We start from the raw sequence: 19,829 nt of genomic DNA, 5'->3' as shown, positions 1-19,829 counted from the left end.
GTGCCCGGCCGCTGTGCGGCGGCCGGGCACCGCCCCCCCACGAAAGGAGCGCGCTTGCCAGCGCACACCGACCCCGGACCGCGGACCTGCCCCGCCACCGCGGCACAGCGCGGGCCGCTGCCCGACTACCTGCCCGCGGACCAGGTGCCGGACATCACCCGGGTCCGGGCGCCCACCGGGGACCCGCTGTGGCTCGTGACCCGCTTCGAACTGGGCCGCCGCGTACTGACCGACCACCGCTTCAGCCGGGCCGCCGCCGTCATGGACAGCGCCCCCGCCGTCCACCCGATGCGCCCCGACCCGAACGCCCTGACCAGCCTGGACGCGCCCGCGCACAGCAGGCTGCGGCGCCTGGTCAGCCGCGCCTTCACCCCGCACGCGCTGGCCGGTGTCGAGGACGGCATCCGCCGCTCGGCCCGGGCGCTGCTGTGGCGGCGCGAGCGCTTCGACCTCGTACGCGACTACGCCATGCCGCTGTCGGCGGCCACCATCTGCCGGGTGCTGGGCGTCCCGCCCAGCGAACAGGGCCAGTTCTCCGCCCTGGCCGACCGCGCCCTGGGCATCACTCCTCGCACGCCCGGATCGCCCGACGAAGGGGCCGTGGCGCAACGGGAGTTACGCACCTACATCGCCTCGCTGGTGGCCCGCGCGGGCCGCAACCCCGGCGCCCATCTGCTCGGCGCCCTGGTCCAGGCGCGCGACGCGGACGGCGCGCTGACCGAGCCGGAGCTGGCGGCCCTGGTCGAGCTGCTGCTCAACGCCGGTTACGAGACCAGCATCGGACAGCTCTCCCTGTGCGTCCTCGCGCTGCTCGAACACCCCGCACAGTGGCGGCAGTTGACCCTCCACCCCGAATCGGTGCCGACCGCGGTCGAGGAACTGCTGCGCTACGCCCCCGTCGTCCCCATCAGCTTCACCCGGGTGGCCACCGAGCCCGTCGTGCTGGGCGGCACACCGGTGGGCGCGGGGGAGGCGGTCCTGGTCTCCCTGCTGCACGCCAACTTCGACCCCCGTATCCACCTCGACCCCGGAACCCTCCTGGTGGACCGCTCGCCCGCCCGGCACCTGACGTTCGGGCACGGTGCGCACGTCTGCCTCGGCGCGCAGCTCGCGCGGATCCAGCTGTGCGCGGCCCTGGAGGAACTGGCGGTGGCGGCGCCCGGCTTGAGCCTGGCCGCGGGCGGGCCCGGAGCGGGGGTGGCGCAGGAGCCGCCGTGGCGGTCGCCCGACGCCATCGTGCGCGGCCCGGCGTCACTGCCGGTACGCATCCGCCGCTGATCCCCGGAAGCGGGCGGTGAAGGGCGCTGCCCCGTCACCGCCCGCCCCCTATTGACCAACCGTCATTCCCCGTCCGTTGAAGGCCGGTTCACCTGCCCGGTATCACCTCACCCGCCCGTACCAGACGCTGCGCGACCAGATCTTCTCCAGCCGCACCACCGTGCCGGACTTCGGCGCATGCCAGATCCGCCCGCTGCCGGCGTAGATGCCCACGTGGTAGACGCTCCGGCCGGAGTGGAAGAAGACCAGATCGCCGCGTTTGCGGGCGGATGCCGAGATGTGCCGGGTGCGGTTGTACTGGGCCGCGGCGGTGCGCGGCAGCCGCTTGCCCGCCTTCTTGTACGAGTAGAGCGTGAGTCCCGAGCAGTCGAAGCGGTACGGGCCCGCCGCCCCCCACTTGTAGGGCGAGCCCTGCTTCGAGGCGGCGACCCGCAGGGCCTTGGCCGAGGTCGATGCCGCCTCGGCCTCGCTGGTGCCGCCCGGAACGAGCATGGTCCCGCCGACGGCGGCCAGGGTCAGGACGGAGACCGCCCCGGTGCGGGCCACTGCGGCGGGGATGCGTTTGTGCGCACTCATGCGCAACCCTTCGTCAGCCGCCTGCGAAGGAGTGCCTGTCGGGTTCGGGCAGGCGAAGATGCCCGGCCGCGGCCACGGTCGAGGTGGCGGCGGCTTCACCCCAAGGGACCGCTGCGGCCGGTCGGCCGACGGTCCCGTCGTACTCGGGTCCTCCGTTCCTGCCGATCAGTGAAGTCGACCGGGCATCCGGAGCGGCGGCAGGATTCGGCGTCCGCCCGGACCGCCCCGCCGCTGCGGCGGGGGCTTGTCGTCGAAGGGATCGTCACGCACCCACCGCCGGTTTTCCGAGCCCAATCGGCGCGATGTGAGGCTGAACACGGCTGACCGGATCGGGTGGACAACTCCCCTTTCCCTTCTGCCCCGCGACCCGTGAGGAGCCCCGCACCAGGCACGGAACGAGGCGTTCCGCACCTCGTGTGCGCGCACCGAGCGCATCCGCCCCGGCAATCGCCGCAGCCGCGGCTACACCATCAGGGGGAGCGGCGCCGGGGCAGTCGGCCGCTCGGTCGCGAGACCTTCCCCTCAACTCGCAGGAGGCGGCGGCACGGTGACCCGCCCGGCCCGGCGTTCCCCGTCCAGCACCCGCAGCGCTCGCGTCAGAGTCTGGGTGTGCAGGCTGCTCTCGCCCCTCGTGTGCATCAGGGACAACGCGTCCCGCAGCTCGGCCGCTTTGGACACCAGGGCCTGGGCGGCCCGCAGGCCGCCGTACGTATCGCTGCCACGGGCCGGGTTGATCCGGCCCAGCAGGTCCAGCACCTCCAGATAGCTGTCGATGAACGCGCCCTCGGCGCGGGTGAGTGCGGGCAGCGGCGGGAGTTCGGGCGGCAGCACCCCCGCTCACCGCGGCCCGAACGCGGCGGACTGCTCCTCGCGGTTGCGGGTGAGCTGGTCGATCAGCCCGTACTCCACCGCTTCGCGCGCGTCGAAGAAGCGGTCCCGCTCGATGTCGGCGGCGATCCGCTCGCGCGGCTGGCCGGTGTGCCGCTGGAGCATCTCCTCCAGCGTCGCGCGGGTGCGCAGCATTTCCTCGGCCTGGATCTGCAGATCGGTGGCCTGCCCCTGGATCGGCTGGCTCAGCGAGGGCTGATGGATCATGATCCGCGCCCCCGGCAGGGCCAGCCGTTTGCCCGGCGTCCCCGCGGCGAGCAGCACCGCCGCCGCGGAGGACGCCTGCCCCAGGCAGATGGTCTCGATGTCGCAGGACACGAACCGCATCGTGTCGTAGATGGCGGTCATCGCGCTGAACGAGCCGCCCGGGGAGTTGATGTAGAGCGAGATGTCCCGGTCCGGCGCGTCGTGTTCGAGGTGGATGAACTGCGCCATCACGTCGTTGGCCGAGGTGTCGTCGATCGGCGTCCCGAGAAAAACGATCCGCTCGCTGAGCAACTTGGAGTACGGGTCCAGGGTCCGGGTCCCCTGTGAGGTGCGCTCGGTGAACTCGGGCAGCACATAGCGGGCAGTGGCTGGGGTCATGACTGCTCCTCTCCTCTGTGAAAAATGTACAGGACGTACATTTTACTGGCAGTGAGCATGACCCAGCGGACGGCGAGAGGCAACAGGTCAGCGGTGTTTTCCTCGCTCGCTGAGAGCGAAAATCCCCCGTGCCCGCACCGCCGCTCCTCCTGCACAAGGTGGCGTCGACCGGAGTGCCGGACGGCTCGATGGCGGGCAACTCCCGCGCGGCGCAGAAGGGGAGGACCGGGAACGGGGGCCTCGGGTTCCCGCGGGCCGGTCGGGCCCGAGGAAGGGCATCTAAGCTGGGGGTATGGCTCATGAGATTCCGGTGACGCAAGCCCGTGCCGAGCTCGCGGATCTGATCAACCGCGTCGTCTACGGCAATGAGCGGGTGGTCCTCACCCGCCACGGGAAGCCGTTGGTGGCGCTGGTCTCCGCCGCTGACCTGGAACGACTGGAGGCGGCGGCGCCGGAGGAGGAGCAGGTGATCAGCACGGTCTCCTCGGTGCGGCAGCTGGGGTCCGGCAGCGGCGAGCGGCAGCGCTTCGGCATCGCGGCACACCACCCCGACCCGCCCGCCGCCCCCCGCTCCACAGGGGCCGCGGCACAGCACGACGGCCCGGCCGCCGGGGATCGGCGACCGGGCCGCAAGGGGTGAGCGTCACGGCCTCAGCCGTGCGCCCGCGTCAGTGCGCGCAGGTCAGGAGCTGAGCTGCCACACGGCGGTGGCGATGGCGTCGCTATTGTTGTCCAGCGCGGTGTCGTCGAGGTTCTTGGACGTGTCGCAGGAGGAGTGGTAGCAGGGGTCGAAGGCCTTGCCCGCCGTGCCGCCCCACTTCTTGGCCTGCTCCTGGGTCTTGATGTAGTCCGCGCCCGAGAACAGCCCGCCGACCGGAATGCCGACGTCCTTGAAGGAGGCGTGGTCGGAGCGGCCGTCGCCCTCGGTCTCGATCTCGGTGTCGATCTTCTTGGCGGCGAAGAAGTCCTTGAAGGTCTTCTCCAGGCGGGGGTCGTCGTCGTAGACGAAGTAGCCGGGGTTCGGCGAGCCGATCATGTCGAAGTTCAGATACGCGTTGATCTTCGAGCGGTCGCCGGTGGCCAGCTTGTCGACGTAGTGCCGGGAGCCGACCATGCCGTACTCCTCGGCGCCCCACCACGCGAAGCGCAGGTGCTTGGCGGGCTTGTACTGCTCGCGGGAGACGGCCAGGGCGACCTCCAGGATGCCCGCGGAGCCCGAGCCGTTGTCGTTGACGCCGGGGCCGTCGTCGACGGAGTCCAGGTGGGCGCCGGCCATCACGGTCTGGTCCTCGCTGCCGCCGGGCCAGTCGGCGACCAGGTTGTAGCCCTTGGTGCCGTTGTAGGTGAACTCCTGGACGGCGGTGGTGAATCCGGCGGCGTCCAGCTTGCCCTTGATGTAGTCGATGGACGCCTTGTAGCCGGGCTTGCCGTGGGCGCGGTTGCCGCCGTTGGCGTCGGCGATGGACTGCAGCTGGTCCAGGTGCGCCTTGACGCCGGCGACGGAGATGTCCGGGGCGGCCTGCGCGGTGGGGGTCTGCGCCTGGGCTCCGGCCGCGGTGCCCAGGAGGGCGGCGGCCAGTGCGGTGCACGCACCGGCGGAGAGGGCGGCGCGGCGTATTCGGGTCGAACGAGTCACGTGGTGGCTCCGTAAGGATCGTGGGGGGGTGGGGCGGAGCGGAATTGATGCGGACATGAGGATCGTGATCGTTCGCCGCCACGTCAAGAGCGCATACCGGACAGGGAGTTGCGGAAAGCGGAGCGCGGCCCGTTTGGGCTCCGGCGGGATGGGGGGAGCGGCCCGGATTCGGGGCGGTATTCACCAAAGGCGCCGACGTCAAGTTAACGCGGTCGAAATTTGTCTGAACTAGCCTCCCGGGCAGGCGGTTTCGATGGCTGTTGTGATGGCGGAGCGCTGGGTGGTGGTTTGCCCCGCCTTTAATGAGTGTGTGATACATCTGCCTATGCGGGTGTCTTCACGCCCGTGACCTGGGCCGATGTGCCCGGGCGGGATGACGGTGAGGTGGAAGGTATGCAACTGACCCCGCATGAGCAGGAACGCCTGATGATTCATGTGGCGGCAGACGTGGCCGAAAAGCGACGGTCCCGTGGGGTGCGGCTCAACCACCCCGAGGCGGTCGCCCTGATCACCTCGCACATCCTCGAAGGCGCACGGGACGGCCGCAGCGTCGCCGAACTGATGTCGACAGGACGCAAGGTGCTGCGGCGCGACGAGGTCATGGAAGGCGTCCCGGAGATGATCCACGACGTCCAGGTCGAGGCCACCTTCCCCGACGGCACCAAGCTCGTCACCGTCCACGAACCCATCAACTGACGGCGGGGGGAACGAAGATGATCCCGGGACAGATCCTGTACGCCGAGGAGCCCGTGCCGCTCAACCAGGGCCTCCCCGTCATCCGTATGACCGTCCTGAACGCCGCCGACCGCCCGGTCCAGGTCGGCTCCCACTACCACTTCGCCGAGGCCAACCCCGGCCTCGACTTCGACCGTGCGGCCGCGCACGGCAAGCGCCTGAACATCCCCGCCGGCTCCGCCGTGCGCTTCGAACCCGGCATCCCCACCGAGGTCGAGCTGGTCCCCATCGGGGGCAAGCGGATCGTCACCGGCCTGCGCGGCGAGACCGGAGGCCCCCTCGATGGCTGAACTGACCCGCGCCGCCCACGCCGACCTCTTCGGCCCCACCACCGGCGACCGCATCCGCCTGGCCGACACCGATCTGCTGATCGAGATCACCGAGGACCGCAGCGGCGGCCCCGGGCGCGCGGGCGACGAAGCCGTCTTCGGCGGCGGCAAGGTGATCCGCGAATCCATGGGGCAGTCCCGCGCCACCCGCGCCGAAGGCACCCCTGACACCGTTATCACCGGTGCCGTCGTGCTGGACCACTGGGGCGTGATCAAGGCGGATGTCGGCATCCGCGACGGCCGCATCGCCGCCCTGGGCAAGGCCGGCAACCCCGACACCATGGACGGCGTCCACCCCGACCTCGTCATCGGCCCGGAAACCGAGATCATCGCGGGCAACGGGAAGATCCTGACCGCCGGGGCCATCGACACCCACGTCCACTTCATCTGCCCCCAGCAGGCCGACGAAGCGCTCGCGTCCGGTGTGACGACGATGATCGGCGGCGGTACGGGCCCGGCCGAGGGCAGCAAGGCCACCACCATCACCCCCGGATCCTGGCACCTGGCCCGGATGTTCGCCTCCATGGACGACCTGCCCGTCAACATCGGACTGCTGGGCAAGGGCAACACCATGTCCGCGCAGTCCATGCGCGACCAGCTGCGCGCGGGCGTACTCGGCTTCAAGATCCACGAGGACTGGGGCGCGACCCCCGCAGTACTGGACGCCTGTCTGCGGATCTGCGAGGAGAGCGGCGCCCAACTCGCCATCCACACCGACACCTTGAACGAGGCCGGCTTCCTCGCCGACACCCTCGCCGCCATCGCGGGACGCTCCATTCACGCGTACCACGTCGAGGGCGCGGGCGGCGGTCACGCCCCCGACATGATCGCCATGGTCTCCGAGCCGAACGTGCTCCCGGCCTCCACCAACCCCACCCGGCCGCACACCGTCAACACCGTCGAGGAACACCTCGACATGCTGATGGTCTGTCACCACCTCAACCCCGCGGTGCCCGAGGACCTGGCCTTCGCCGAGTCCCGCATCCGGCCCTCCACCATCGCCGCCGAGGACATCCTGCACGACCTCGGCGCCATCTCGATCATGTCCTCCGACGCCCAGGCCATGGGGCGGATCGGCGAGGTCGTGCTGCGGACGTGGCAGACCGCGCACGTGATGAAGAAGCGGCGCGGCAGCCTGCCCGGCGACCTCCTCGCCGACAACCACCGCGCCCGCCGCTACGTCGCCAAATACACCATCAACCCCGCCGTCGCCCAGGGCGTCGACCACGAGATCGGCTCCGTGGAGGACGGGAAACTCGCCGACCTGGTGCTGTGGGACCCGGCGTTCTTCGGCGTCAAGCCCCAACTGGTCATCAAGGGCGGGCAGATAGCGTACGCGCAGATGGGCGACGCCAACGCCTCCATCCCCACCCCGCAGCCGATCCTGCCGCGCCCGATGTTCGGCGCCATCGGCCGGGCCCCGGCGGCCAACTCCGTCAACTTCGTCTCCCAGCAGGCCATCGAGGACCAGCTGCCCGAGCGGCTCGGCCTGGCCAAGCCCTTCCAGGCCATCCACAGCACCCGCGGCGTCACCAAGGCCGATATGCGCGGCAACGACGCCCTGCCGCGGGTGCAGGTGGACCCCGACACCTTCACCGTGACCATCGACGGCGACGCGGTCGAGCCCGCGCCCGCCGCCGAACTGCCCATGGCCCAGCGGTACTTCCTGTTCTGAGCGGCCATGAAAGCACCCGACAAGGAAGCACGATGAGCCGCGCGGCCCTCCTCATCCTGGCCGACGGCCGGTTCCCCGCCGGAGGGCACGCCCACTCCGGCGGCGCCGAACCGGCCGTGACGGCAGGGCGCATCAAGGACGCCCCCTCCCTGGAGGACTTCTGCCGCGGCCGACTGCACACCGCCGGACTGGTCGCCGCGGCCCTGGCCGCGGCCGCGGCGGAGGGCTGCGACCCGCTCCTGCTGGACGAGGCCGCCGACGCCCGCACCCCGGTTCCCGCGCTGCGGCTGACCGCGCGCAGACTGGGACGGCAGATGATGCGCGCCGCCCGCGCCACCTGGCCCTCGCCCGAGCTCGACGCCCTGGCCGCGGCCCGGCCGCGCGGCGCCCACCAGCCCGTCGTCCTCGGCCTCGCGGCCCGCTCGGCCGGACTCACCCCGCTGGACGCCGCGCACGCCGTCGCCTACGAGAGCATCGGCGGCCCGGCCACCGCCGCCGTACGCCTGCTGAGCCTGGACCCCTTCGACGCCACCGCCGTCCTCGCCCGCCTGGCCACCGACCTGGACCGGGTCGCGGAACGGGCGGCCGAGGCCGCGGCGCGGGTGCCGCACGAGGGCACCGACGCGCTGCCCGCCGCCTCCGCACCGCTGCTGGACATCACCGCCGAGCAGCACGCGGCCTGGCCGGTACGCCTGTTCGCCTCCTGACCACCCCGACCCCCCGTTCCCGACCACCCATCCACCCGCCCACGCACCACCTGGAGCCCGCATGCACCTCGACCACGGCGACGGCGCCTTCCCGCACCGCCACACCTACAGCGCCGCCGACCCCGTACGCGCCGACGGCACCCGCCGCGCCCTGCGCATCGGCCTGGGCGGACCGGTCGGCACCGGCAAGACCGCCACCGTCGCCGCCCTGTGCCGCGCGCTGCGCGAGGAGCTGTCCATCGCGGTGGTCACCAACGACATCTACACCCGCGAGGACGCCGAATTCCTGCTCCGCGAGGCCGTGCTGCCCGCCGAGCGGATCACCGCCGTGGAGACCGGCGCCTGCCCGCACACCGCCATCCGCGACGACATCTCCGCCAACCTGGAGGCCGTGGAGGACCTGGAGGAGGCCGTCGGACCGCTGGACCTGATCCTGGTCGAGTCCGGCGGCGACAACCTCACCGCCACCTTCTCCAAGGGACTGGTCGACGCGCAGATCTTCGTCATCGACGTCGCGGGCGGCGACGACATCCCGCGCAAGGGCGGCCCCGGCGTCACCAGCGCCGACCTCCTGGTCGTCAACAAGACCGACCTGGCGCCCTACGTGGGCGTCGACCTGGCGGGCATGGCCCGCGACGCCAAGGCCCAGCGCGGCGAACTGCCCGTCGCCTTCACCGCGCTCAAGACCGAGAACGGCGTACGACCCGTGTCGGACTGGGTGCGCGCACGCCTCGCCGAGTGGACCGCGGCATCCGCCCCGGACGCGGTACCCGCCGGATGACCCTCGCGCCGCCGGACGGGCCCGTACGGGAAGCCTCCGTCAGGGCTGCCCCCCTACGGAGTGGGCCGCCCGCCCCCACGGCGAGCGGACTGCGCGCCACCGCCCGGATCACCGCCCGGTCCGGCGCGGCAGGCGGCACCGCGCTGCCCGTCCTGGACGGCGACGGCCCCCTCGCGCTGCGCCGCATCCGCTTCTACGGGCCCCAGGCGCAGGTGTGCGTGGTCGGCGCGATGAGCGCACCGCTGGGCGGCGACCGGCTGCGCATCGAGGCCACTGCCGAAGCGGACGCCGCGCTGCGCGTCACGGCCGCCGCGGCCACCGTGGCGCTGCCCGGACGCACCCGCGAACACGCCACGTACGACGTGCGGTTGACGGTCGCGGACGGCGCCTTCATGGAGTGGCTGCCGGAGCCGCTGATCTCCGCGGCGGGCAGCGACCTGCACATGAGCACCACCGTCGACCTCGCCCCCACCGCCCGTCTGGTGCTGCGCGAGGAGCAGGTGCTCGGCCGCAGCGGCGAGCCGGCCGGAGCGCTGCGCAGCCGCCTGACGGTCCGCAGGGCCGGGCGCACCCTCCTGGATCAGGAGACCGCCTACGGCCCCGGCGTGCCCGGCTGGGACACCGCGGCCGTGCTCGGCGGCAACCGCGCCGTCGGTCAACTCCTGGTCGTGGACCCGCGGTTCGCGAGCGATCCGCCGCCGGTCCAGCTGCTGGGCGGCGAAGCGGCCGGCGGCCAGGGCGTACTGACCCCGCTGGCCGGCCCGGCGGCGCTGGTCACCGCCGTGGCCCCCGACGCACTGCGGTTGCGCCGCCTGCTGGACGAGGCCGTGGACCGTGTGGGACCGACGGGCCCGGCGCCGTGCCCGCCCGCCGAAAACCCCGGTGACGCGGCGCCGGCGGCCCTGCTACCGTCGGCCCCATGATGAAGCGCGCTGGTTCGACAACGACGCCGGAGAGTGTCCCGGCGCGCTGAGAGCTGTCTTGGTCAGAGCCCCGGGGCGAGTGCCCCGGGGCTCTGCCATGGGGACGGCGCCGGAGCCGGCCGGCGCGGGCCACTCGCCTCGACGACCCGAATCGAGCGAGGAGCAAGCCATGTACGACCACCGCAAACTCGGCCGCGAGCTGGGCCTGTTCGACACCGACCCGCTGATGGGCGCGGGGCTGCCGTACTGGCTGCCCGACGGCGCCGTCGTTCGGCACGCCCTGGAGGAGTACATCCGCGGCGCCGAACGCGGCGCGGGCTACCGGCACGTCTACTCGCCGGTGCTGGCCAAGCGGGAGCTGTACGAGATATCCGGGCACTGGTCGCTCTACCGGCAGGAGATGTTCCCCCCGATGCGACTGGGCGCAGAGGCAGGAGAGGAAGTCGTCCTGCGGCCGAGCCTGTGCCCCCACCACGCGCTGATCTACCGCTCCAGGGCGCACAGTTACCGCGAGCTGCCGCTGCGGATGGCCGAACTGGGCGGCATGCACCGCGCCGAGCTGTCCGGCGTACTCGGCGGGCTGACCCGGGTCCGGGCGATCCAGCTCAACGACGCGCACATCTTCTGCGCCGAGGACCAGGTGGTCCAAGAGGCGGGCGCGGCACTGGAGTTCATCCGGCGCTCCTACGAAGCCCTCGGTATCCGTGCGGCCCGCTACCGGCTCTCGCTGCCGGGCGAGGGCGGGAAGTACGTCGCCGACCCCGGCCTGTGGGAGCGCAGCGCCGCCCTGCTGGCCGACGTGCTGGACCAAGCGGGCCTGGCGTACGAGGCCGTCGAGGGCGAGGCGGCGTTCTACGGCCCCAAGATCGATGTGCAGATCGCCGACGGCGCGGGCCGCGAGGCCACCTTGTCCACCGTCCAGGTCGACTTCCACCAGCCCGCCCGGTTCGATCTGCACTACATCGGCCCCGACGGCGCCAAGCACCGCCCGGTGATGGTGCACCGCAGTGTCATCGGCAGCGTGGAGCGGGCCGTCGCGCACCTCATCGAGGTCCACGGCGGCGCCTTCCCCGCCTGGCTCGCGCCCACCCAGCTGGTGGTGCTGCCGATCTCCGACGCCGAACTGCCGGACGCCGAACGCCTCGTGGGGCACTGCGAGGAACGCGGGCTGCGCGCCGAACTCGCCGGGCCCGAGCGCGGCTCGCTGGGCGCCCGCATCCGGGCCGCCCGCCTCGTGCCCTACCAGGCGGTCGTCGGCGCCAGAGAGGCCGCGGCGGACCAGGTCGCCCTGCGGCTGCGCGACGGCCGCCGCCTGGACCCGCTGCCCGTGACCGAGGCGCTGGCCCGCATCGGCGCCCTGGTGGACGCGCACCGCACCGACCTGTGGGACGGCGGCGACCACGAGTAGGGCGCACGCCGCCCGGCCGCAGGGGAATCGTCCGGCCCCTGCGGTCCTGTTCCGCGCCGCCGGGAACATTCGTCCAAGACGGTCGGCGCCGGCCCCGGCGACACTGGGGGCACGCGCCGCGGCCACCGGCTCGCCGGCGCCCGTCAAGAGCCGTCAGCGGTACGAAGACCGGGAGGTCGCATCCAGTGGATCGTGAGGAAGCAGCCGGCTGGGAGGTGAGCGCACCTGCCGACGGCGTACGGGCCGACGGCGTCCAAGTGGCGGCCTTCCGGGACCGCTTGGGCGCCGGACTGGACATGCGGGTGCTGCCTCAGCCGGTCGTGACCGTCGTCATCGGTTTCGAGGACGACATGCTGACGGTCGACGGCGCCACCGGCCGGCAGCGGCTCGGGAGCCTTGTCGCCGCCCTGTTCCCTGGCCCCACCCGCATCCGCGGCCGGCGGGTCGACTGCATCGAGGTGCACCTGTCGCCGACGGTCGCGCCCGCCCTGCTGGGCGTGTCCGTATCCGAACTGAACGGCCACGTCACCGACTTGGAGGAGGTGTGGGGGCGGCAGGCGGCCCGGCTGCGGGAGCAGCTGGCCGCCGCCACGGCGGGCCCGCGACGCTTCGCGCTGCTGGAGGAGTTTCTGGCACGCCGGTACGCGAGGCCACCGTCCGTCGACCCGGAGGTGGCCGCCAGCTGGGAGCGCATCGTCCTGCACCAGGGCCGGACCCGGGTCGCCGACCTCGCCGCGTCCTGCGGGTGGAGCCGCAAGCGGCTGTGGTCCAGGTTCGGCGCCCAGCTCGGCCTCACCCCCAAACGGGCCGCGATGCTGGTCCGCTTCGACCACGCCGCCCGACGGCTGCGCGCCGGCCAGGGCCCCGCCGAAACCGCCATGGCCTGCGGCTATGTCGACCAGTCCCATCTGCACCGCGACGTTCTGGCCTTCGCCGGGTGCACGCCGGGCGCGCTCGCCGGTACGACCGAAGGGAAGCAACAGTGATACGCGACGACAGGACGGGCGCCGTGGAGGGCGGCCATGAACTGCTCGAACGGCTCGTCTTCGGGAGCATGGCCGCGCAGACCGTTCGCGCCGCCGTCCGCTTGAGGGTGGTGGAGCTGATCGGCGACAAGGAGCGCCCGGCAGCCGAGGTGGCCGCCGACGCCGGGGCCGAACCCCAGCCCATGACCCGGTTTCTGCGCGCCCTGACCAGTCTGGGGCTGCTGCGCGAACGCACCGCGGGCTCCTTCTCGGTGACCCCCGCCGGCGCGCTCCTGGACCCCGGGCGGCCCGGCTCGCTCACCTCGCTGGTACGGATGTTCACCGAGCCGGCGATGCTGCGCGCCTGGGAGCACCTGGACGACAGCGTCCGCACCGGCGCCATCGCCTTCGACCCGATCTTCGGCAAGGACTTCTTCAGCCACCTGAGGGAACTCCCCGAGCTGTCCGCGGAGTTCAACGCGGCCATGAGCCAGGCCGCGCAGGAGACGGCCGCCGCGCTGCCGCTCGCCTTCGACTTCGGCCGGTTCACCACGGTCACCGACATCGGCGGCGGTGACGGCACCGTACTGAGCGGCGTACTCGCCGGACACCCGGCCCTTACGGGCGTCCTCTACGACACCGAGGAGGGCCTGGCCCAGGCGCCCGCGACGCTGCAGCGCCACGGGCTGACGGCGCGCTGCTCCCTGGTGGCGGGAGACTTCTTCCGCTCGGTCCCCGAAGGCGCCGACCTGTACCTGATGAAGAGCGTCCTGCACGACTGGAGGGACGAGCAGGCGGTCACGATCCTGACCCACTGCCGCGAGGTGCTGCCGCCCGACGGGCGTGTACTGATCGTGGAACCCGTTCTGCCCGAGACCGTCGACACCGAGTCCGCCGGACTCACCTACCTCACCGACCTCAACATGCTGGTGAACGTGGGCGGCAGGGAACGGACCCGGGCCGACTTCGCGGACCTGTGCCGCCGCGCGGGACTCTCCCTCGCCTCGGTGACCCCGCTGGCGCAGGCCGCTCCGTACTGCCTGATCGAGGCAGCGGCCGAGTGAGGGCGGGCCGGTCCACGGGACGGGCTCAGCGCATCAGCACCCCGCCGTTGATGTCGTACGTGGCGCCCGTGATGAACCCGGCGGCGTCGCCGGACAGGTAGAGCGCCAGCTGGGCGACCTCCTCCGGGGTGGCGATGCGGCCCACGGGGACCCGGCCGGTCATCTCCGCCAGCTTCTCCTCGCCGACCGTACGGACCATGGGCGTGTCGATCATCGCCGGGGCGATGGCGTTGACGGTGATGCCGTCGGCGGCCAGCTCCGTGGCGAACACCCGGGTCAGGGCGATCAGCGAGGCCTTGGAGGCGCCGTAGTGCACGGCGGTGGGGCGGGCGGTCTGGCCGCTGACGGAGACCATGGTGACGATCCGCCCGCCCTTGCCGCGGCGGCGCATGTCCTGGGCGACGGCGCGGGTGAGGAAGAAGGTGCCGGCGACATTGACGCGGAAGACGCCGTCCCACTCCTCGGGGCCGATCTCCCACAGGTTGCTCATCGGGGCCCTGGCGGCGTTGTTGACCAGGATGTCCACCCCGCCCCACCGCTCCTGGACGGACCGGTGGGCGGCCTCGGCCTGCGCGGTGTCGCCGAGATCGGCGGTGACGGGCAGCACCCGCTCGCCGCTCGGGTCCAGCGCACGGGCCGTCTCGGCGTTGCGGGCCGTATCGAAGTCCAGCAGCGCCACCTTCGCGCCGTGGTCGAAGAACGCGCGGGCCAGGGCGGCGCCCAGCCCCTGCGCGGCGCCGGTGATCAGCGCCACCCGGCCGGTCAGGTCGGCCAGGGGCAGGGGAGCACAGGAGGGGGCGGGCACGGGTGAGGTCCTCTCGGTTGCCGTCTGGTCGGTGGTGCCGAAGAGCGCCGGCTCAGCTGTTGCCGAAGAACAGGGCCCGGCCGACCCGGGCCTCGATCCGGAGATAGCGCCACAGCCGGTGCTCCCCGACGGCCTGTTCGCGCACGATGTTGCAGATCCCGCAGACGGCGTCCAGGGCGGGCGCGTCGGCGAGGATGTAGGAGGTCCAGGGCCAGGCGCCGGACGCGCCGACCATCAGCTGGTCGTCGTCCATCGTCCCCAGGACGGTGATGCCGAAGCGCTCGCCCAGCTCGCCGAAGGCCTCCGGGAGCGCCTTGGCGACCAGCTCGCGCTCGTCGGCGCCGGCGTTGAAGAACTCCTGGGTGACGCCGATGCAGAACAGGACGCGCAGCGGGCGGCCGGTGGAATTGTCGATCATGGATCCACGATACGTGAGTGGTGCAAGTATCGAGGGGGAGGGGCGGCGGCCGCCCCTTGGCCTCCAGGGGAGACGAGGCGACGCCGCTCCTGGGGGGTGGAGAGCGGCGTCGCACTTATCAGGACGTGCTGCGGGCCGAGGAGGTGCATCGGGAGCGGCCCTCGGACGGCAAAAATCTGGGAAAGCCGGGGAGTGGCCCCGGGGCCCGGTGCGGGCTGTGCCCCAGCCCGCACCGGACGCCCGCTCAGCTCTCCAGCATCGCGGCGACGACCGAGCGCCAGTCCTCCCCGGGCCGCTCGGCCAGATCGGCGGCGAGGGTCGGTGCCTGGTAGCGGCGGCGGTGCGCCAGCTCCGGTGTGCCGGGCGCCGCGAGGGCCGAACCCCCGCCCGCCGCACGGCGGATCTCGCTCCCGCTCCCCAGCAGCCGGATCAGCTCCGCCGTGAAGTCGGCCCACTCCACATGGCCGCCCACCGCGTTGACCACGGCACCGGTGGGCCGCTCCACGCAGGTCACCAGGGCGCGCGCGAGCGCCGCAGCGTGCACCCACGGGGCACCGTACGGGCCGGAGCCGGCGGACGGCAGCTCGATAGGCGCACCGGCCCGCACGGCCTGGAACAGCGTGCCGGTCGCCCCCCACCGCAACTGGTCGCGCAGCCGGTGGTGCGGCCCCCACACGATGGGCGCGCGCACCGCGCTCGCTCCGCCGCGCCCGTTGTGGCCCGCCGCCGCCAGCACCAGTTGCTCCGCGTCGAGCTTGGCCTGCCCGTAGGAGGTGAGCGGCGCGGCCGACGGGGTGTCCTCGGCGACGTCGGTGACCGGCGGCTGCCCGTAGGCGTCCACGCTGCTGACGAAGACGAAGCTGCCTTGGCGCCAGCCGTCCAACAGGGCGCACAGCGCCGTGAGATCGACCTCGGGCGAGGTGAAGGTGCAGGCGGCGTGGATGACGGAGTCCGCGCCCGCCATCGCGGCCCGCAGGCTCTGCGGGTCGCCGAGATCGCCCTCGGCCACCTCCACGCCGTCCGCGGTGAGCAGATGGGCCGACTCGGGCCGTGCCAGCGCGCGCACCGGGCGGCCCCTGGCGATCAACTCCTGTACGACGAAGGCCCCTACGCCCCCGGTCGCGCCCGTCACCAGCACCGTCCCGGGCCGCGCTGCGGACGTCCTGGCACCGGTCCGCGGCGCGGACTGCCGCTGCCGGGCGCGCTCGTCCAGCAGCGCGCCGAGCCCCCGCGGGGTGCGGTGCTCCATGACGTCCAGGCCGGTCAGCGGCAGGCGCAGCCGGGTGCGCAGCCGCTCGGCGAGCTGCACCGCCATCAGGGAGTGGCCGCCCAGCAGGAAGAAGTCGCCGTCCGGGCCCGGCTTCGCGCCGAGCAGTTCGCCGAAGGCCGCACGCACGGCCCGCGCCCGCGTCCCCAGCGGCTCGGGCGCCGCCTGCCGGGGAGCGCCCGGCAGCCGGGCGGTGTCCACCGACCCGTCCGCCGCGCGCGGCAGCGCGTCCAGCACCGTCACCGCGGCCGGCAGCTGATCGGGGTCGAGGCGGGCGCGCAGCGCATTGCGCACCTGCGGCGGCGCGGGTGCGCTCGCGGGGGAGGGCACCACGTACGCCAGCGGCGGTCGGCCGTCCGGCTCCAGCACGAACGCCTCGGCGACGTCCGGGCGCGCCAGCAGGAGTTCCAGCGCGGGGTGAGGGCGCAACTCACCCGGTGTCGCGGTGAGTTCGGGGCGGTGCAGCGCGCCGGCGTCGTCCGCCGCGACCCGCGTCAGCAGACCGGCGAAGCCGTCCAGCAGGCGCGCCGCGCTCTCCTCGTCGAGCCGGCCGCGGTCGTACTGCAGCAGACAGCGCGGCCCCTGCCCGTTTCGCGCCTCCTCGACGTACAGACCCAGGCCGAACTTGGCCGTGCCCAGGTCGATGTCCACCGCCTCGCACCGCGCGCCGGGCAGATCCAGCGCGAGGGTTCCGGTCAGCACATCGGCGGTGACGGAGACCAGCGGATGGCCGTCCCGGTCCCGGGCCGCGCCGCCCAGGTGCTCGACGATCAGATCGAAGGGCACGTCCCGGTGCTGCTGTGCCTCCAGGAGAGCGTCGCGCACCCGCTCCAGTACGGCGTGGAAGTCCTCGGCGCCGGTCAGATCCGCCCGTACGGCAAGGGTGTTGACGCACAGCCCGACCAGGTCGCGCAGCCCGGCGCGGTCGCGGTGGCTGCTGGCGCAGCCGATCACCAGGTCCTCCTCTCCGGTGGCCTCCAGCAGCGTGGCGAACGCCCCGGCGAGCACCACCGTGAAGAGTGTGGCGGGGGGGCGCCCCCCCCCCCCCCGCAGCCCGTCCAGGACGTCGGGCGCCAGCGGCAGGTCCAGCACCCGGCCCGCACCCCGCGGGCCCGCGCCGGGCGCCGCGGGCCGGGGCAGCGGAGCGGGACGGGCGCCGTGCAGCCGCCCCAGCCAGTACTCCAGCCCGCTCTCCAGCTCCGCCGCCTCCGCGCGCTCCCGGCGGACGTACTCCCCGTACTGCGGCGGGCGCGCGCCGATCCCCACCGGCTCCCCGCCCTCGGCCGCCGCCCGGTACAGGGCGCTCAGCTCTGCCGCCACCACCGCCAACGATCCGCCGTCGATGGCGATGTGATGCAGCGTCAGAAGCACGGTGTGGTCGTCGGGCGCGTGCCGTACGGCCAGCGCGCGCAGCACCGGGCCCGCGGCCAGGTCGAAGGGGCGCGCCGCGGCCTCGTACAGCTGCCGTTGCAGGTCCGCCTCGGCCGCCACCACCGCGACCGGCACCGGCTCGGCCGCCGTGACCTCCTGGTACGGCTCGCCGTCCCGCTGTCCGTAGCGCGTGCGCAGCACCTCATGGCGGCGTACGAGCCCGGTCAGTGCCTCGGCCAGGACGGCGGGGTCGAAGGGGCCGCGCACCCGGGTGGCGAAGGGGACGTTGTAGAGCGCGCCGCCCTGCCCGAGCCGGTCCATGAGCCACATGCGGCGCTGGGCGTGCGAGAGCGGGAGCGGCCCGGCCTCCTGCGCGGGACCGGGCGGGGCCGAACGCGCCGTGTCCTTGCGGGCGTTGGCGCGCCGCGCCCGGGCCAGCCGCAGCAGGTCCTCCTCGCGCGCGGCGTCCGGGGCGGTGGTCATCGGTCTGCCTCCAGGGCTGTGGCGTCGGGTGAGGTGTGCGCAGCGCGGGCCTCCGCGCCGCCGGTGCCGTCCGTAGCGCCGGATTCCTCCGGTGCGGCCAGCAGCGCCCGCTCGACCAGCGACGCCTGCTCGGCCACAGTCGGAGCGGCCATGAACTCCGGCAGCGTCAGCTCCACGCCCAGGTCCTCGCGCAGCTCCTCCACCACGCTCAGCGCGAGCAGGGAGTGCCCGCCCAGGGCGAAGAAGTCGGCGTCCGGCCGGTCCACTTCCAGCTCCAGCGCCCGGCTCCACATCTCGGCCACGGTCCGCTGGATGGGGGAGAGGGCGGCGGGCGCCCCCTCCGCCGCCTCGGTGTGCACCTGGCGCTCGATCAGCGCCTGGCGGTCCACCTTGCCGGTGCCGGTGACCGGCAGCGCCTCGATCAGCGACCAGACGTTGGGCACCAGGTGGGCGGGGAGGTGCTGTTCCAGGTGGGCGCGCAGTTCCTCCGGGGACGGGCCGCCGTGCGCTGATCCGGGGGCGGGGACGACGAAGGCGACCAGCCGGGCGTCGTCCGCGCTGGGCCGTTGCACGACCACCGCGGCGTCCGTCACCCGCGGATGGCGCCGCAGCTCGTGCTCGATCTCGCCCGGTTCGATCCGGAAGCCGCGGACCTTGACCTGGTCGTCGGCGCGCCCGTGGAAGTCCAGCGTGCCGTCGGGGCGCGCCGAGACGAGATCGCCGCTGCGGTAGAGCCGCCCGAGTCCGGGGCGCCGCACGAAGCGCTCCTCGGTCAGGTCGGGCCGCCGGAGATAGCCGCGGGCCAGCCGCGGCCCGCCGATCCACAGCTCGCCGCGCTCCCCGGCGGGCACCGGCTCGCCGCGCTCGTCCAGGACGTGCGCACTGGCCCCGGCGCACGGCAGGCCGATGGGCGGCGGCCCGTCGCAGTCGGCGTCGGTGACGCGGTGCGTGGTGGCGAAGGTGGTGCCCTCGGTGGGACCGTAGGCGTTGATCAGCTCCAGCCGGGGGAACGCCCGCAGTACGGCGCGGGAGTGCTGCGCGGAGAGCGCCTCACCGCCGACGAGCACCGCGCGCAGCACGCCGAACAGGGGCGAGCGCCGGGCGGCGAGGTGGTGGAAGAGCGCGGTGGTCAGCACGGTCAGGGTGGCACCCAGCCGCTGTGCGTCCCGCGCCAGCCCGTCCAGCGAGAGCCGGCCGGCGGTGGACACCGCCACCGCGGCACCGTTGGCCAGCGCGCCCCACACCTCGAAGGCGGAGGCGTCGAAGGTCAGCGGGGAGTGCAGCAGCACGCGGTCGCGCGCCGTGACCGTCACATACCCGGGGCGGACGGCCAGTGCGGCGATGCCGCGCTGGGTCAGCGCCACGCCCTTGGGCCGTCCCGTCGACCCCGAGGTGAACATCACGTAGGCGATGGCGTCCGGGTCGTACGGAGCGCAGGAGCCCGCGTACGGGGCGTCCGCCCCGGCCGTCGCGCCGACGGCCTCCGTACCGGACAGCGGCAGCGCCCGCTCGGCGGGAATCCCCGCGGCCCCCAGCACCTCCTTCTCGCCGACCGTCAGCGCGACCTCGGCATCGGTGAGCATGGTGTGGATGCGCGGCTGCGGATAGTCGGGGTCCAGCGGTACGTAATGGCCGCCGGCCCACCACACGGCGAGCTGGGCGACCACGGTGGTCACCGAGTGCGGCACCAGCAGGCCGACCGCCGTGCCCGGGCGCACCCCGCGCTCCCGCAGCGCATCCGCAAGACGCCGGGCCGAGGCCACCAACTCCCCGTAGGTGAGGGTGGTTTCGCCGTCGGTCACGGCCGGCGCGTGCGGCGCCGTCCGCGCATGGGCCAGCACCTCGCCCAGCACGCCACCGGCGGGAGCGTCCTGCGCCACGGCCTTCTCGCGTATCCCGGTCAGCTCTGTCACATCGGTCACTTCCGTTGTCCCG

The 19,829-nt window shown here is 73.4% G+C and carries 19 protein-coding genes; 11 read left to right on the top strand and 8 right to left on the bottom strand.

Features of this window, described 5'->3' with window-relative positions; genetic code table 11:
- Positions 1-54 precede the first annotated feature (54 nt).
- The gene (locus AC4IJH_RS18080) at positions 55-1,278 is read left to right on the top strand and encodes a cytochrome P450 (protein WP_490852765.1); all 1,224 of its coding nucleotides are present in this window, start codon (positions 55-57) and stop codon (positions 1,276-1,278) included.
- Between the two features lie 102 nt (positions 1,279-1,380).
- On the opposite strand, the gene AC4IJH_RS18075 is transcribed toward AC4IJH_RS18080, so the two are convergent.
- From AC4IJH_RS18075 to AC4IJH_RS18065, 3 genes are all read right to left on the bottom strand, one after another.
- Complete coding sequence (locus tag AC4IJH_RS18075; protein ID WP_490852764.1) at positions 1,381-1,854, bottom strand: C40 family peptidase; 474 nt, start codon at positions 1,852-1,854, stop codon at positions 1,381-1,383.
- Positions 1,855-2,376: 522 nt separating this feature from the next.
- Positions 2,377-2,685, bottom strand: coding sequence for a hypothetical protein (locus AC4IJH_RS18070; protein ID WP_490852763.1), 309 nt, complete (start codon positions 2,683-2,685; stop codon positions 2,377-2,379).
- 6 nt (positions 2,686-2,691) lie between these two features.
- Positions 2,692-3,327: an ATP-dependent Clp protease proteolytic subunit gene (locus tag AC4IJH_RS18065; RefSeq protein WP_490852762.1), complete on the bottom strand. Its 636-nt coding sequence runs from the start codon at positions 3,325-3,327 to the stop codon at positions 2,692-2,694.
- Between the two features lie 292 nt (positions 3,328-3,619).
- Here AC4IJH_RS18065 and AC4IJH_RS18060 point away from each other — a divergent pair, with 292 nt between their 5' ends.
- Entirely contained in the window at positions 3,620-3,967 is a 348-nt protein-coding gene (locus tag AC4IJH_RS18060) for a type II toxin-antitoxin system Phd/YefM family antitoxin (protein WP_490852761.1), read from the top strand.
- Between the two features lie 42 nt (positions 3,968-4,009).
- Here the strand turns inward: AC4IJH_RS18060 and AC4IJH_RS18055 are convergent, their stop codons facing one another.
- The gene (locus AC4IJH_RS18055; RefSeq protein WP_490852760.1) at positions 4,010-4,963 is read right to left on the bottom strand and encodes a M28 family metallopeptidase; all 954 of its coding nucleotides are present in this window, start codon (positions 4,961-4,963) and stop codon (positions 4,010-4,012) included.
- Positions 4,964-5,356: 393 nt separating this feature from the next.
- Between AC4IJH_RS18055 and AC4IJH_RS18050 the strand changes: the two genes are divergently transcribed.
- The 9 genes from AC4IJH_RS18050 to AC4IJH_RS18010 all read left to right on the top strand — a co-directional run bounded on the left by AC4IJH_RS18050 (position 5,357) and on the right by AC4IJH_RS18010 (position 13,550).
- On the top strand, positions 5,357-5,659 hold the full coding sequence (locus AC4IJH_RS18050) for an urease subunit gamma (protein WP_490852759.1): 303 nt from the start codon (positions 5,357-5,359) through the stop codon (positions 5,657-5,659).
- 17 nt (positions 5,660-5,676) lie between these two features.
- On the top strand, positions 5,677-5,988 hold the full coding sequence (locus tag AC4IJH_RS18045) for an urease subunit beta (protein ID WP_490852758.1): 312 nt from the start codon (positions 5,677-5,679) through the stop codon (positions 5,986-5,988).
- The gene (locus AC4IJH_RS18040) at positions 5,981-7,702 is read left to right on the top strand and encodes an urease subunit alpha (protein ID WP_490852757.1); all 1,722 of its coding nucleotides are present in this window, start codon (positions 5,981-5,983) and stop codon (positions 7,700-7,702) included. Before AC4IJH_RS18045 ends, AC4IJH_RS18040 begins: the two co-directional genes overlap by 8 nt.
- 32 nt (positions 7,703-7,734) lie before the next feature.
- Positions 7,735-8,409, top strand: a complete 675-nt coding sequence (locus AC4IJH_RS18035) for an urease accessory protein UreF (RefSeq protein ID WP_490852756.1) — start codon at positions 7,735-7,737, stop codon at positions 8,407-8,409.
- Between the two features lie 61 nt (positions 8,410-8,470).
- Entirely contained in the window at positions 8,471-9,190 is a 720-nt protein-coding gene (gene ureG, locus AC4IJH_RS18030) for an urease accessory protein UreG (RefSeq protein WP_490852755.1), read from the top strand.
- On the top strand, positions 9,187-10,113 hold the full coding sequence (locus AC4IJH_RS18025; protein WP_490852754.1) for an urease accessory protein UreD: 927 nt from the start codon (positions 9,187-9,189) through the stop codon (positions 10,111-10,113). The genes ureG and AC4IJH_RS18025 overlap by 4 nt, the downstream gene beginning before the upstream one ends.
- A gap of 79 nt (positions 10,114-10,192) precedes the next feature.
- Positions 10,193-11,521: a threonine--tRNA ligase gene (gene thrS, locus AC4IJH_RS18020; RefSeq protein WP_490852753.1), complete on the top strand. Its 1,329-nt coding sequence runs from the start codon at positions 10,193-10,195 to the stop codon at positions 11,519-11,521.
- Positions 11,522-11,736: 215 nt separating this feature from the next.
- Positions 11,737-12,507, top strand: a complete 771-nt coding sequence (locus AC4IJH_RS18015; RefSeq protein WP_490852752.1) for a helix-turn-helix domain-containing protein — start codon at positions 11,737-11,739, stop codon at positions 12,505-12,507.
- Positions 12,504-13,550 carry a methyltransferase gene (locus AC4IJH_RS18010; RefSeq protein WP_490852751.1) on the top strand — a complete coding sequence of 349 codons (1,047 nt, stop codon included), beginning with the start codon at positions 12,504-12,506 and terminating at the stop codon, positions 13,548-13,550. Before AC4IJH_RS18015 ends, AC4IJH_RS18010 begins: the two co-directional genes overlap by 4 nt.
- Positions 13,551-13,575: 25 nt before the next feature.
- Here AC4IJH_RS18010 and AC4IJH_RS18005 read toward each other — a convergent pair whose 3' ends face one another.
- The 4 genes from AC4IJH_RS18005 to AC4IJH_RS17990 all read right to left on the bottom strand — a co-directional run bounded on the left by AC4IJH_RS18005 (position 13,576) and on the right by AC4IJH_RS17990 (position 19,816).
- Positions 13,576-14,355 carry an SDR family NAD(P)-dependent oxidoreductase gene (locus AC4IJH_RS18005; RefSeq protein ID WP_490852750.1) on the bottom strand — a complete coding sequence of 260 codons (780 nt, stop codon included), beginning with the start codon at positions 14,353-14,355 and terminating at the stop codon, positions 13,576-13,578.
- A gap of 52 nt (positions 14,356-14,407) precedes the next feature.
- Positions 14,408-14,773, bottom strand: a complete 366-nt coding sequence (locus AC4IJH_RS18000) for a hypothetical protein (RefSeq protein ID WP_490852749.1) — start codon at positions 14,771-14,773, stop codon at positions 14,408-14,410.
- 244 nt (positions 14,774-15,017) lie between these two features.
- Positions 15,018-17,894, bottom strand: a complete 2,877-nt coding sequence (locus AC4IJH_RS17995) for a condensation domain-containing protein (protein ID WP_490852748.1) — start codon at positions 17,892-17,894, stop codon at positions 15,018-15,020.
- A complete protein-coding gene (locus tag AC4IJH_RS17990) occupies positions 17,891-19,816 on the bottom strand; it encodes a non-ribosomal peptide synthetase (protein WP_490852747.1) in 1,926 nt (641 codons plus the stop codon). The genes AC4IJH_RS17995 and AC4IJH_RS17990 overlap by 4 nt, the downstream gene beginning before the upstream one ends.
- Positions 19,817-19,829: the final 13 nt, after the last annotated feature.

The sequence above is a fragment of the Streptomyces sp. UF-297 genome, assembly GCF_058245575.1.
This window is presented reverse-complemented; position numbering and strand designations above follow the sequence as displayed.